Below are 14,135 nucleotides of genomic sequence, written 5' to 3' on the forward strand. Positions count from 1 at the left end.
GCAAGTTTGTTTTACTTTGTAAGTATGTGCTTGATCACCATACCAGTAAGTATAATGAAAACCAGATGTATATTATAGAATATTTATTCCTACTAACGAGGAATTGTGTCAAATATCAGTTAGTCTATAGTTCTTTAAACGATAATTGAAGTTCCGTTTGCAGCTTTATTTTTGTTTGAATCAAAATAGAAATCTATTTTTCCTAAGTTAATTCCGTAGCAACCTACTTGGTTTACTAATGTGTTTTTTCCTTCGGAATTTTTCACAACCGTAGGTTTCTTCAAAAAAGTATGTGTGTGTCCGCCAATGATAAGGTCAATGTCTTTCGTGATTCCTGCTAGTTTTAAATCTGAAATTTTTTCTGGACGGTTTCTATAGTTATAACCTAAATGGGATAGACATATAATAAGGTCACATTTTTCATCTTCCTTTAAAACTCTTGTCATTTCTTGAGCCATTTCAGTAGGGTCTAAATAAACAGTTTCTTTATACATGCGTTTTTCAACCAAACCATCAAGCTCTATACCTAATCCAAAAATCCCAATCTTAATCCCATCTTTTATAATAATACGATAAGGTTTTACATGTGTATCCATTACAGTATTAGAAAAATCGTAGTTAGCAGATACAAAGTCGAACTTTGCATGAGGAAGTTGAGCATAAAGCCCTTCAATACTATTATCAAAATCATGATTACCAATAGTAGCAACATCATATTTAAGCATACTCATGAGTTTGAATTCTAATTCTCCACCATAATAATTGAAGTATGGTGTGCCTTGAAAAATATCTCCAGCATCTAATAATAGCGTGTTTGGGTTTTCTTTTCTAATCGCTTGAATTAAAGTAGCACGTCTCGCAACTCCACCTTGGTTTGGGTTTCTTCCATCATCTGGACCAAAAGCATCAATGTGACTATGCACATCATTAGTATGTAAAATGGTTATTTTTTTCGTTGTAGCAGGAGTGAATGAGGTTAAACCCATTCCGCCAAGACCAATTAATGCTGAAGCTGCTGCTGTTTGTTGTATAAATTCTCTTCTCTTCATGTCTTTATTTTAATTGGATAAAACGATTGTCAATAACTGGTTTTAGGGTGTCTATTTTAGTAAAGTAATCAATGAGTACATTTCTAATTTTATAATCTAGAACGTAAAGGCTGTCGTTTGTTTTAAAAAAGTCCATATGATCACCTCCATTATATAAATAGTCATTAGTCGCTACATTATATGTTTTGCTAAAATCTAATGGTTTGCTATTTAGTGTTGCAGATTTAAAATTTCCGTCGGAATCTAAAACAATATTTAATTTTGAAATAGGATGAGCACGTTTACCTTTTGCTAAATACTCAACAAGTTCTTTAACCTGAGCGCCTTTTAGTTTTACAACAACAACAGAATTGTCAAATGGCATCACTTCATAAGCAGTTCTCGTTGTAATATTCCCTTTTGAGATAATTGATCTAATACCTCCATGATTGAGTAAAACAAAATCAATGTCTTCTCCAGTTCTGCTTTTAAAAACAGGATTTGATTCTTCATATACAGCATCTGCCATCATATTTCCAATTGCGGTATTATACTCACCATCACTTTTTGAATAGGTATTAACAGCATAAGCAAGAATGCTATCCAAATTGGAATCAACGTGTTCGCGATACGGTTTGATGAAATTTTCTATGCTTTGATCAAGTTTTAAGCTATCAGAAATATTAATCTGTTTGCCTTCAATTTTATTGATATACTCGCCTTGATTTTTACAAGCGCTTAAAATTAGAATTGAAAATAATAGAAATATATGTTTATAATTCATGATTTAATTTTGAAATGTTTAGAATATCGTACAAGCTGTTTTTACTACATTTGTACAAAGTATAAAGGTAAATGATTTTAAAGGTATTTAAAGAAAAATCAAATCAAAAATATATCAACAAATTGTTAAATGCACGACAAGTTGCGGTTAGCAATACCAAAATGAATACAGTTGGTGTGATTTTGAATAGTAAAGAGTTCTCAGATTTTGAGGCCATTAAGTCCTTTTTTAAAAGTATTGGTATACAAGAAAGAAAAATTAAAATTATTACGTTTGTAGAGGATCCAAAAGATTCAAATGATCTTTGGGGCTCTTATTTTAATCCGAAAAACTTTGGATGGAAAGGGAAGATTAATCATTCTGGTTTACAGGAGTTTATTGATACAGAATTTGATCTTCTTATTAGTTTACATGAGACGAATTGTTTAGAATTGAATCAAGTAGTAGCAATGTCTAAAGCTAATTTCAAGGTTGGTTTAACTAACGAGGATCAAAGATTATATGATTTAATGATTCATGTTAAATTATATGATTTTAAGACGCTTACAAAAGAATTAAAAAAATATTTAACTGTTTTAAATAAATTATAAATGACTAAATTTCAGGGTACAGGTGTAGCCATAATTACACCTTTTAATGATGATTTGACAGTAGATCATACTGCCTTAACTAACTTGGTGAATTTTAATATAGAGAATGGAACTGACTATATCGTTATTGCTGGAACGACAGGTGAGAGTGTCACTATGACAAAAGACGAGAAAAAGAACATTACTAAAACAATAATTAAAGCAAATAATGGTCGTGTGCCATTGGTTTTAGGTATTGGAGGAAATAATACAGCTAATGTCATTGAAGAGATCAAATCAACAGATTTATCTCAAATAGATGCTCTTTTGTCTGTGTCACCTTATTACAGTAAACCACAACAAGAAGGAATTTATCAACATTTTAAAACGATTTCTGAAGCATCACCTATAGATATCATTATGTATAATGTTCCAGGTCGTACTTCTTCAAATATGTCTCCAGAAACCACATTGCGTTTAGCAAAAGATTTTGAGAATATTATTGCAGTAAAAGAAGCTGGAAATAATGTGCATCAATATTTAAAATTACTTCGTGATAAACCAGAAGATTTTCTAATTATATCTGGAGATGATGATTTGGTTTTAGGTGTTATTTTGGCTGGTGGAGCAGGAGTGATCTCTGTTTTAGGGCAAGCTGTACCTAAACAATTCTCAAAAATGATAAACCTTGGATTAGAAGGGAAAGCAAAAGAAGCTTATGAGATTCATTTTAAATTAATGGACCTAACGTCTCTTATCTTTTCAGAAAATAATCCTGCAGGAATCAAAGCAGTTTTAGAGGCTTTAGATTTATCAAAATCAACTGTGAGACTACCTTTAGTTGAAGCTTCAAAAGAACTCAAGCAAAACATAAAACAAGCACTTAAAAAATTCGAGTCGTAAATTTAAAAGTTAAATATTACTTAAACATAATGAGAGCCTAAATTCAACAGTTATTTTTGAGTGAAATTAATGTTTTTATTATACGTTATTAATACGTACTTTTGCAACCTGTTTTTAATTTATGAAGAAATTATTTTACTTATTAGCAATATCGTTAGTCTTGAGTTCATGTAGTGAGTATCAAAAAGCACTCAAATCTGAAGATATAGCAACCAAGTTTAAATTTGGTACAGAGTTATTTGAAGCTGGGAAATGGTCTAAAGCTAATAAGCTTTTTGCTCAAATTGTGCCTAGTTATAGAGGGAAGCCTCAAGCAGAAAAGTTGATGTATATGTATGCCAGATCTTTTTATGAAATGGGAGATTATATTACAGCAGGATATCAATTAAGTCGTTTTGAAAGTGGTTATCCAACAAGTGAAAAAGCACAAGAAGCTTCTTTTTTAGCTGCTAAAAGTTACTATCAGGTTTCACCAGTTTATAGTAAAGAACAACATGAAACTGTTGAGGCTTTAGAAAAATTACAATTATTTGTAAATAAATATCCAGATTCTGAGTTTTTACCTCAAGCCAATGAGTTAATTAAAGAATTAGATTATAAGCTAGAGAAAAAAGCATTTGAAATCGCTAAGCAATACAATAGCATTGCTTATTTTGAATCTTCAGATTATTTAGCAGCTATAAAAGCATTTGATAATTTTTTAGCAGATTATCCAGGAACAACTTTTAGAGAACAAGCGATGTTCTATAGATTAGATTCTGCATATAAGTTAGGAATCAACAGTATTAAGTCAAAACAAGAAGATAGATTAAAAATTGCGATTAATTATTATAAAAGCTTTAAGAAGTTTTATCCAAATTCAGAATTTTTAGAAGATGCTAATAAAATGAATGAAGAGATGACAACTGCAGCTCAATTACACAATACAAAAAGTTAAATTACACATACAATGGATTTAAAGAAAACACATGCTCCTGTATCTACAGAAACTTATGATAGAAATATCATTGATGCATCAACAGATAATATCTACGAAGCAATTTCTGTAATCGCTAAAAGAGCAGAACAGATTAACACAGACATTAGACGTGAATTAGTTGATAAACTAGAAGAGTTTGCAACTCATAACGATAGTCTTGAAGAAATCTTTGAAAACAAAGAGCAGATTGAAGTCTCTAAATTCTATGAAAAATTGCCTAAGCCACATGCTTTAGCGGTTCAAGAATGGTTAGATGACAAAATCTATTACAGAAACACAGACGACGATATCAAGGAATAATACAGATATGTCTTCAATATTAAGTGGCAAAAATATATTACTAGGCATAACTGCTGGTATTGCTGCTTATAAGACAGCTGGCCTTGTTAGGTTATTTATAAAAGCAGGCGCAAACGTAAAGGTCGTTATGACGCCTGCTTCTAAAGACTTCATTACACCTTTAACATTATCTACTTTATCAAAAAACCCAGCATATTCTTCGTTTACCAATGAAGATGACGATAATGCTATGTGGAATAATCACGTAGAATTAGGGCTTTGGGCAGATCTCTTTATCATTGCTCCAGCAACAGCAAATACGTTGTCTAAAATGGCAAATGGTACATGTGATAATTTGTTGATGGCAACATACCTTTCGGCTAAGTGCCCAGTGTATTTTGCTCCAGCAATGGATTTGGATATGTATAAACACCAATCCACTAAAAATTCTTTTGAAAAACTTAATTCCTTCGGAAATGTGATGATTCCAGCAACATCTGGAGAATTAGCAAGTGGTCTGGTAGGAGAAGGTCGTATGGCAGAACCAGAAGATATCGTTGCTTTTATTGAAAATGATGTATTAGGAAAATTGCCACTACGTGGAAAAAAAGTATTAATCACAGCTGGTCCAACCTATGAAGCTATAGATCCAGTACGTTTTGTGGGAAACCACTCCAGCGGAAAAATGGGGTTTGAAATTGCCAAAGCAGCAGCTAATTTGGGTGCTGAGGTAACATTGGTTTCTGGACCATCTCATCAAACCGTTACTCATAGTTTCATAAATGTAATTCGTGTTACAAGTGCTCAAGAGATGTATGACGCTTGTCATAATTATTTTGAAAATGTAGATATAGCTATACTTTCGGCAGCAGTTGCAGATTATAGACCAAAAAATGTTGCAGATCAAAAAATAAAAAAGAAGGAATCTACGTTTACTATTGAGTTAGAAAAAACTAAGGATATTTTAAAATCTCTTGGAGCTATTAAAAAACAACAATTTTTAGTTGGTTTTGCATTAGAAACCAATAACGAATTGGAGTTCGCTAAAGGGAAGCTAGTATCTAAAAATTTAGACCTTATAGTCCTTAATTCTTTAAATGATAAAGGAGCAGGTTTTGGAGGTTCAACAAATAAAGTTACTTTTATAACAGCATCTCATGATACGATTGCTCACGAGCTAAAATCTAAGACAGAAGTAGCACAAGATTTAATGCAACAAATTTTAAAACAAACACATGCATAAGTATTTATACATTCTCTTAATATTAGTCATTACAACCTCTTGGTCTCAAGAACTTAATTGTAATGTTGTCGTAAATGCTCAGCAAACAGGTAATGAGAATGTTCAGGTCTTTAAAACGTTAGAACGTCAACTTAAAGAATTTGTTAATAATACGCAATGGACGAACAAATCATACAAAAATCAAGAACGTATAGATTGTAGTATGGTTGTGACTATAACTGGTTATGATACAGATAGATTCCAAGCATCATTCCAAATACAGGCATCGAGACCAGTTTTTGGATCAACTTATGGATCACCGACCTATAATTATAATGACAAAGACTTCGATTTTCAATATTTAGAATTTCAGAATTTTGTATACAACCCAACACAATTTGAATCTAATTTAATATCGGTATTGTCTTTTCATGTCTATATGATTTTAGGTCTTGATGCAGATACTTTTAGTCCAAATGGAGGAGAAGAGTATTTTAAACAAGCACAAACTATTTTAAATTACTCACAGCAAAATAGCGCAAAAGGCTGGCAACTTTCTGACGGAAGACAAACCCGCTTCGTTTTAATTGACAATATATTATCTCCAACTTACAAAGAATTTAGAAATGTCTTATATACTTATCATCGTGATGGGATGGATCAAATGAGTACAAGTCCTAAAATTGCAAAAAGCGCTATTGTTGAGTCTGTAAAAATGCTGCAAACCCTCAATAATAAAAGACCTAACTCTTTTTTAATGCGTGTCTTTTTTGATACTAAAGCAGATGAGATTGAGCAAGTGTTTAGTGGAGGACCAAATGTTAATGTATCAGATTTGATTTCAACGCTTTCTAAGATTGCACCAATGCACTCCTCAAAATGGCGTAATATAAATTTCTAATCTTTTAGTCATTGCCATAAGTATTTTAGTTAATTTTACTTGAGATTATAGAACTTTATGCTTACACAACTTACCATAAAAAATTACGCACTCATTGATGAGCTTCAAGTAGGTTTCAACAATGGTCTTACAATTATTACAGGAGAGACAGGAGCAGGAAAGTCTATTCTTTTAGGAGGTCTATCACTCATTTTGGGTAAACGAGCAGATCTTGCTAGTGTAAAAGACTCATCAAAAAAATGTGTTATTGAAGGTGTTTTTGATATTGCTAAATACAATTTAAAAGCATTATTTAAAATTCAAGATTTAGATTATGAATCGCTTACCATAATAAGGAGAGAGATTCTGCCTTCAGGAAAATCAAGAGCTTTTATAAATGATACACCAGTTAGGCTTGACGATTTACAAGTTTTAGGTGAACATTTATTAGATATTCATTCACAACACCAAACATTACAGTTGACTAATGATGATTTTCAGTTTCAAATTATCGATGCTTTAGCAGATAATGACGAAAATTTGAGTCAGTATATTTCAGAATTAAAAAACTTTAAAACCTTTTCTTCGGAAATTGAAAAACTCCAAAACCAAAAAGTAGAATCATTAAAGGAGCTCGATTACAATTTATTTCTCTTAAAAGAATTAGAAGAAGCAAAATTGGTCGTTGGAGAATTAGAAACGCTTGAAACCGAATATGAAACGCTTAATAACGTAGAAGAGATAAAAGATAAATTAGGTCAATCTAATCAACTGTTAAGTAATGAAGATGTAGGTATTACTTCAAATCTAAGAGAAGTGAAACAACAGTTGTTTAAGTTGGTGAACTATGGTAAACAATACCAATCTATTTATGATCGTATAGATAGTAGTTTAATTGAAATAGACGATATTTTTGCTGAAATTGAAAACCTAGAAGACCAGCTTGAAGCAGATCCTAATCGCTTAGAGGTTGTGAACACAAAGCTTCAGACGTTACATAATTTAATGCAAAAGCATATTGTGTCTTCAGAAGAAGAACTTATTAGTATAAGAGAAGATTTATCAAATAAAGTTTTAGAAACCGAAAATTTAGATGCTCATATTTCAGCAAAAGAGAAAGAAAAAGAGCAGTTAAAGACGCAATTATTAGCTGTGTCTAAAACGATACATAATAATAGGAGTAAAGTTATTCCGAAGTTAATAAAACAATTAGAATCTATTTTAGCAACCTTGGGAATGCCAAACGCTAAGTTTAATATAGAGTTGAAAGCATCAAATTCATTTCTGTCTAATGGAAGCGATGAGTTGCAATTCTTGTTTTCGGCAAATAAAGGCGGACAATTTAACGACCTAAAAAAGTCGGCTTCAGGAGGAGAGTTATCTCGTATAATGCTAGCCATAAAATATATTTTATCAAATTACACGCAATTGCCAACCATTATGTTTGATGAGATTGATACAGGTGTTTCTGGAGAAATCTCAAATAAAATGGCAGTTATAATGCAAGAGATGAGTAAGGCGATGCAAGTGTTTACAATTACACATCTGCCTCAAATTGCTGCAAAAGGAGATCATCATTTTAAAGTATTTAAAGAAGATGTGAATGATGTGACACAGACCCAACTTAAAAAACTAACACCAGAAGAGCGTATTGTTGAGATTGCACAAATGCTTGGAGGTATTAATGTTTCTAATTCTGCATTAGAACATGCAAAACAATTACTCAATTAATACTATCTTTGAATATATTATTAATCAACTAATAACTTAATTATATAAGCATGTCATACAATTTATTAAAAGGAAAACGAGGAATTATCTTTGGCGCATTAGATGCAAATTCTATTGCATGGATAACAGCAGAACGTGTGCACGAAGAAGGTGGTACGTTTGTACTTACCAATGCACCAGTTGCTATGAGAATGGGACAAATTAATGAATTGGCAGAAAAGACAGGATCTCAAATTATTCCTGCAGATGCAACGTCTGAAGAAGATTTACAAAACCTTGTTGAGAAGTCTATGGAAATTCTTGGAGGTAAAATTGATTTTGTATTACATTCTATAGGAATGTCTATAAATGTGAGAAAAGGGAAACATTACACAGATCAAAATTATGCATGGACACAAAAAGGTACAGATGTGTCTGCTATGTCTTTTCACAAAGTAATGCAAACCTTATATAAGGCAGATGCTATGAATGAATGGGGAAGTATTGTAGCTTTAACTTATATGGCTGCGCAACGCGTATTTCCAGATTATAATGATATGGCAGATAATAAAGCGTATCTAGAAAGTATAGCTCGTAGTTTTGGTTATTTCTTCGGAAGAGATAAAAAAGTACGTGTGAATACCATTTCACAATCACCAACACCAACAACAGCAGGTAGTGGAGTAAAAGGCTTTGATGGTTTTATCTCTTATGCTGAAAAAATGTCACCATTAGGTAATGCAACAGCATTAGATTGTGCAAACTATACAATTACATTATTTAGTGATTTAACAAAACGAGTAACACTCCAAAACCTTTATAATGATGGAGGATTTAGTAATATGGGTGTGAGTGATGCAGTGATGGATAAATTTGTAGAATAATAAACACTTTTTATTATAAATTATTAAAGCCTTGATGTTATTTCATCAAGGTTTTCTATTTTTATTGATACATATAATATAGATACTAATCAATATGATGAAAAAATACATTTTTCTTTTTATAGTTTTTACTGTTTTTAAAAACGGTAACGCTCAAATAAGCTTTCAAGATGAAGCAGCTACTCTAGGTGTTGGCATAACTACTGGAAGTCCAATTATGGGATGTGGAATATCATTGATAGATTTTAATAATGATGGTTTTGATGATATTACCTTGGCTACAGAAAATGGGCAAGAACTTCGATTTTTTGAAAATGTTAATGGAAGTTTTATAGAACAAACCTTAAATATTCCAAGTTTTAATTTTCAAACTAAATCGGTAAACTGGTTAGATATTGATAATGATGGTGATAAAGATTTATTTGTAACCAGTGATACCAACGGAAATAGATTATACGAAAATACGGGGAATTTAAATTTTCAAGACATCACTTTAAGCTCAGGTATGAATATCTCTAATATGTTTTCTTATGGAGCGTCTTGGGGAGATTATAATAATGATGGTTATCTAGATGTGTTTATTTCTAATAGGAGTGAGGTATACTCAAATATTTTATATAAAAATAATGGTGATAATACATTTACAGATGTAAGTAATATAGTTGGTATTTCTAATTTAGGGCATATGTCATTTTGCTCTGTTTTCTTCGATTATAATAATGATGGCTGGCAAGATATTTACATTTCTAATGATAAATATGATCAAGCCAATATTTTATATATGAATAATGGAGATAGTACTTTTGTAGACCATAGTGAATCGTCTTTAACCAATGTGTCTATAGATGCAATGACAACAACTATTGGTGATTATAATAATGATGGTTGGTTTGATATCTATGTTACAAATAGTCCAGCAGGTAATGTGCTGTTTAGAAATGAAGGTGATGGTACTTTTTTTAATGCAACTCAAGAATCTGGTACTAGTTTTAATAGTTTTGGTTGGGGAGCTGTATTTTTAGATGCAGAAAATGATACTGATTTAGATTTATATGTTAGCGGACAAATGGATGGATCAATTCCTTCTTTTATGTCTGCTGCCTTTTATGAGAATTTGGGAGATGAAACGTTTAACATACCAGGCACTTCTGGTTTCACGGGAGATACTAATGAAAGTTATTCAAATGCTACTTCAGATTTAGATAATGATGGTCTAATTGATATCGTAGTAAATAATGGAGGTGATGACTTATTGTCTATATGGAAAAACCATAGTGTAACCAATAACAATTGGTTAAAAGTAAACTTAGAAGGTGTGCAAAGCAATAGAGATGGCATTGGTTCTGTTATTGAAATTTCTATTAACGGAAATAAGCAATATAGATACACACATATTGGAGAGGGCTTTCTATCTCAAAATTCATTAACCGAATCTTTTGGGCTTGGTAATGCAATAGCTATAGATTATATTAAGGTCAAATGGTTAAGTGGTACCATTGATATTATTAACAACGTGACTTCTAATCAAATTTTGCATATTGTTGAAGGTGCAAATTCTTTATCAGTAAATAATTCTCAAATCAATGAAGTTAGTTTAAAAATGAATCCAGTAAACAATACTATTATTGTTAATTCTGGATTAGCTATACATCAATTAGAATTGTATTCAATTTTAGGGCAAAGTGTACTCTTGAAATATGATAGTAAACAATTAAATGTTTCACAATTACAATCTGGTCAGTATTTTCTACATATACAAACAAAAGAAGGGACTTTTGTTAAGAATGTTATAATAGATTAAATTAGTATTTTTCTTAATTGTCAGTGTATTTAATCGGTATTATTTTCTTTTTGTCGATTGATGGTTGATTAAAGAGGTTAGTATAAATAATAATAATAAATTAGATTTCTAATAATTTTAAACTAACCTTATATTTTTATGAAAAAAATTACTTTTTTATTAGTGTTTGCCATTTTTGGAGCTTTAACATTTAGCTCATATGCGCAAACCTTAGACCAAGCTGCAACATGGCCAAACGCAGGTTGGACACTTTCTGGTACCTATACAGCAGGTGCATTACTATCAGATCCAACAACTACTGGAGCAACACTTACTTGGGATGATGATGCAGCTGGAAACGGTACAGCAGACACAATTGAAGCTACATCTCCAGTTATCGACTTAACTGCTGCTAGTGGTGCAGGAGAAACTTGGATTACCGTTAGTGGTGATTATGTGTACAGAGCTTTAGGAGGTGACGTTTTAGCAATTGAAGTGTATGATGCAGACGCAATGACCTGGTCAGCATTAGAAACATTTGTTGGGAATTCTACAAATTTAGATTTCCAAACTTGTGCAAGTACAGCTGCATATACTACTGCTGTATTAGATATTTCAGGATTTACTGCGACTCAATTATCTGGATTTCAATATCGTATTTCTTATGATGATCAAGGTGGATGGCAATGGGGATGGTGTTTAACTTCTCCAACAATTACATCTGCTGTACCACCTACATGTTTTGATCCAACTGCATTAACAGCTACTAATATTGACGGTTTTTCTGCAGATTTAGGTTGGACAGAAGCTGGTTCAGCTACGTCTTGGAATATTGAATTAGTAGACATTACTAATGCAGGAACTGCAACAGGTGTTGCTACAGCTTCTGGAGTTGTGAACCCTTATAATCAAGTAGGTTTAACACCATCTAATGATTACGAATTTTATGTTCAAGCAGATTGTGGTGTTGATGGAACATCTACATGGGTTGGGCCTTTTGCATTTTCAACTACTGTGGCTTGTGCAGAACCAAGTGCGTTAACAGCGACAAACATTACTACATCTGGAGCAGATTTAAGCTGGACAGCTGGTGCAGCGGAAACATTATGGAATGTTGAATTAGTAGACATTACTGCTGCTGGAGTTCCTACAGGAACTGCAACTGCATCTGGAGTTGGAAATCCATATAATGTTACTGGTTTAACAGATAGTAATAACTATGAATTTTATGTTCAAGCAGATTGTGGTGTAAATGGAACATCTTTATGGGTTGGGCCTTTTGCTTTTTCTACAACATGTACAGCATTTACAGCACCATATACTGAAGACTTTGAAACATTCACGACTGGTACTGCTGCATTTGAAGCTGAAAATTGCTGGACAGCAACAGGAGGAACATACTATTGGGAATCTGCTCCAGGAACTGATGCTGGTTCAGGAGAAACAGGTCCAGATCCAACAATTACTACAGGAAATTATTTTTATACTGAAGCTTCAGGTGGATTAAGTGGTGATACAACAGATTTAGTATCTCCATTAGTAGATTTAACTGCGCTTACTGCTCCTGCATTAACGTTTAACTATCATATGTTTGGTGCGGTAACAGGAACATTAGATGTATTGGTTAACGGTACAACAAACGTATTTACAATTTCTGGAGAACAACAAGCATCTGCAACAACACCTTGGGAATTAGCAGTTATAGATTTAGCTGCGTATACTGGTCAAACAATTTCAATAACAATTAGAGCAACTAGTGCTGGAACGTATGAAGGAGATATGGCTATTGATAATGTGTCATTTGATGAATTACCAGCTTGTCCTTTACCAAATGTTTTAACTGCAACTACAATTACAGATACAACTGTAGAATTAGGTTGGACAGAAAATGGATCAGCTACCACATGGGATATAGAAATTGTTGATGTTACAGCAATGGGAACTGCTACAGGAACTGCTACAGCATCTGGAGTTACAAACCCTTACTCTGCAACAGGACTTGCAGAAAACAATGATTATTCGTTTTATGTAAGATCAGATTGTGGTGGAGAAACTAGTGATTGGGCAGGACCTTTTGCTTTCAGTACATTAGAAACATGTCCAGCACCAGCAGGATTAACAGCTACAGCTATTACAGAGATAACTGCAGAATTAGGTTGGACAGAAAATGGAACTGCTACGTCTTGGAATATTGAATTAGTAGATATCACAGCAGGTGGAGTCGCAACAGGAACAGCAACTGCTTCTGGAGTTGTAAATCCTTATGCTGCTACTGGTTTAGTTGGAGATAACAGCTATGAATTTTATGTACAAGCAGATTGTGGAGTAGATGGAGCTTCAGCTTGGGCTGGACCATTTGTATTTGCGACACCTTATGTAGCTGTTGATCCAAGTTGTTCTAATGGAATTTTCTTAGATTCTGGTGGAGTAAGTGGAACTTACTCATCTAGTGAAAGTATTACCTATACTATTACTCCAGATAATGCTGGTGATGTTGTGTCAGTAGAATTCACATTTTTCTCAACAGAGAATAACGGAGCGTCTGCTTGTTGGGATGGATTAACAATACATAATGGAGCAGATGCAACTGCAACAACTATTGATCCTCCAAGTGGTGGAACTATTTGGTGTTGGGATAGAAATGATTCTCCAGCAGTAGGTACAGGTGATTTACAAGGAATGATAATTACATCTACAGACGCTTCAGGTGCGTTAACATTTGTATTTACTTCTGATGGATCAGTGACAAGAGACGGTTGGGAAGCAGTAGTGTCTTGTAATACATTAAATGTGAATCAATTTGAAGATTCAACAGCTTTTACATATTTCCCTAACCCAGTGAAAAATACATTAACTTTAAATGCTCAAAATGAGATGAGTAATGTTTCTGTAATTAATATGTTGGGACAAGAAGTATTAACAATGTCACCAAACAATGTTGATTCTGTAATTGATATGTCTGAATTACAATTAGGAGTCTATTTTGTAAACGTAACTATAAACAATACAACTGAAACAATTAGAGTAATTAAACAGTAAGTAAGAAAAACACTTTTCTTATATATAAAAAAAGAGGCCAGAAATGGTCTCTTTTTTTTTGTTATAGGGTTTGTCTAG

Annotated in this window: 12 protein-coding genes; 10 read left to right on the forward strand and 2 right to left on the reverse strand. The window is 32.7% G+C overall.

Annotated features, from left to right (window positions below; all coding sequences use genetic code 11):
* Positions 1-134 precede the first annotated feature (134 nt).
* Together IM744_RS03775 and IM744_RS03780 are read right to left on the reverse strand one after the other, a co-directional pair.
* The gene (locus IM744_RS03775) at positions 135-1,049 is read right to left on the reverse strand and encodes a bifunctional metallophosphatase/5'-nucleotidase (protein WP_194506777.1); all 915 of its coding nucleotides are present in this window, start codon (positions 1,047-1,049) and stop codon (positions 135-137) included.
* 4 nt (positions 1,050-1,053) lie between these two features.
* The gene (locus tag IM744_RS03780) at positions 1,054-1,812 is read right to left on the reverse strand and encodes a 5'-nucleotidase C-terminal domain-containing protein (protein WP_194506778.1); all 759 of its coding nucleotides are present in this window, start codon (positions 1,810-1,812) and stop codon (positions 1,054-1,056) included.
* 71 nt (positions 1,813-1,883) lie between these two features.
* Between IM744_RS03780 and IM744_RS03785 the strand changes: the two genes are divergently transcribed.
* The 10 genes from IM744_RS03785 (at position 1,884) to IM744_RS03830 (ending at position 14,057) form a co-directional block, all read left to right on the forward strand.
* A complete protein-coding gene (locus IM744_RS03785; protein ID WP_194506779.1) occupies positions 1,884-2,402 on the forward strand; it encodes a DUF6913 domain-containing protein in 519 nt (172 codons plus the stop codon).
* Positions 2,403-3,284 carry a 4-hydroxy-tetrahydrodipicolinate synthase gene (gene dapA, locus IM744_RS03790; protein WP_194506780.1) on the forward strand — a complete coding sequence of 294 codons (882 nt, stop codon included), beginning with the start codon at positions 2,403-2,405 and terminating at the stop codon, positions 3,282-3,284. It begins immediately after the preceding gene.
* A gap of 121 nt (positions 3,285-3,405) precedes the next feature.
* On the forward strand, positions 3,406-4,221 hold the full coding sequence (locus IM744_RS03795; protein WP_194506781.1) for an outer membrane protein assembly factor BamD: 816 nt from the start codon (positions 3,406-3,408) through the stop codon (positions 4,219-4,221).
* Between the two features lie 12 nt (positions 4,222-4,233).
* Positions 4,234-4,563 (forward strand): DNA-directed RNA polymerase subunit omega, encoded by a 330-nt coding sequence (locus IM744_RS03800; RefSeq protein WP_194506782.1) that lies wholly within the window; start codon positions 4,234-4,236, stop codon positions 4,561-4,563.
* On the forward strand, positions 4,517-5,785 hold the full coding sequence (coaBC, locus tag IM744_RS03805; protein WP_241738280.1) for a bifunctional phosphopantothenoylcysteine decarboxylase/phosphopantothenate--cysteine ligase CoaBC: 1,269 nt from the start codon (positions 4,517-4,519) through the stop codon (positions 5,783-5,785). The genes IM744_RS03800 and coaBC overlap by 47 nt, the downstream gene beginning before the upstream one ends.
* A complete protein-coding gene (gene porD / locus IM744_RS03810) occupies positions 5,778-6,665 on the forward strand; it encodes a type IX secretion system protein PorD (protein WP_194506783.1) in 888 nt (295 codons plus the stop codon). Before coaBC ends, porD begins: the two co-directional genes overlap by 8 nt.
* A gap of 57 nt (positions 6,666-6,722) precedes the next feature.
* Positions 6,723-8,375 carry a DNA repair protein RecN gene (recN, locus tag IM744_RS03815; RefSeq protein ID WP_194506784.1) on the forward strand — a complete coding sequence of 551 codons (1,653 nt, stop codon included), beginning with the start codon at positions 6,723-6,725 and terminating at the stop codon, positions 8,373-8,375.
* A 50-nt stretch (positions 8,376-8,425) separates the two neighbouring features.
* A complete protein-coding gene (locus IM744_RS03820) occupies positions 8,426-9,238 on the forward strand; it encodes an enoyl-ACP reductase FabI (RefSeq protein ID WP_194506785.1) in 813 nt (270 codons plus the stop codon).
* Positions 9,239-9,335: 97 nt separating this feature from the next.
* On the forward strand, positions 9,336-11,039 hold the full coding sequence (locus IM744_RS03825; RefSeq protein ID WP_194506786.1) for an FG-GAP-like repeat-containing protein: 1,704 nt from the start codon (positions 9,336-9,338) through the stop codon (positions 11,037-11,039).
* 138 nt (positions 11,040-11,177) lie between these two features.
* A complete protein-coding gene (locus IM744_RS03830; protein ID WP_194506787.1) occupies positions 11,178-14,057 on the forward strand; it encodes a T9SS type A sorting domain-containing protein in 2,880 nt (959 codons plus the stop codon).
* Positions 14,058-14,135: the final 78 nt, after the last annotated feature.

Source organism: Psychroserpens luteus, assembly GCF_015319355.1.
In the GTDB taxonomy this organism is placed as follows: Bacteria; Bacteroidota; Bacteroidia; order Flavobacteriales; family Flavobacteriaceae; genus Psychroserpens; species Psychroserpens luteus.

What these genes read in the sequence shown, in the direction of transcription:
- IM744_RS03780 (WP_194506778.1), bottom strand. Translation starts at nt 1,812, where the DNA reads ATGAATTATAAACATATATTTCTATTATTTTCAATTCTAATTTTAAGC.
- recN (WP_194506784.1), top strand. Translation starts at nt 6,723, where the DNA reads ATGCTTACACAACTTACCATAAAAAATTACGCACTCATTGATGAGCTT.
- IM744_RS03800 (WP_194506782.1), top strand. Translation starts at nt 4,234, where the DNA reads ATGGATTTAAAGAAAACACATGCTCCTGTATCTACAGAAACTTATGAT.
- IM744_RS03785 (WP_194506779.1), top strand. Translation starts at nt 1,884, where the DNA reads ATGATTTTAAAGGTATTTAAAGAAAAATCAAATCAAAAATATATCAAC.
- IM744_RS03775 (WP_194506777.1), bottom strand. Translation starts at nt 1,049, where the DNA reads ATGAAGAGAAGAGAATTTATACAACAAACAGCAGCAGCTTCAGCATTA.
- dapA (WP_194506780.1), top strand. Translation starts at nt 2,403, where the DNA reads ATGACTAAATTTCAGGGTACAGGTGTAGCCATAATTACACCTTTTAAT.
- IM744_RS03830 (WP_194506787.1), top strand. Translation starts at nt 11,178, where the DNA reads ATGAAAAAAATTACTTTTTTATTAGTGTTTGCCATTTTTGGAGCTTTA.
- IM744_RS03820 (WP_194506785.1), top strand. Translation starts at nt 8,426, where the DNA reads ATGTCATACAATTTATTAAAAGGAAAACGAGGAATTATCTTTGGCGCA.
- IM744_RS03825 (WP_194506786.1), top strand. Translation starts at nt 9,336, where the DNA reads ATGAAAAAATACATTTTTCTTTTTATAGTTTTTACTGTTTTTAAAAAC.
- porD (WP_194506783.1), top strand. Translation starts at nt 5,778, where the DNA reads ATGCATAAGTATTTATACATTCTCTTAATATTAGTCATTACAACCTCT.
- IM744_RS03795 (WP_194506781.1), top strand. Translation starts at nt 3,406, where the DNA reads ATGAAGAAATTATTTTACTTATTAGCAATATCGTTAGTCTTGAGTTCA.
- coaBC (WP_241738280.1), top strand. Translation starts at nt 4,517, where the DNA reads ATGACAAAATCTATTACAGAAACACAGACGACGATATCAAGGAATAAT.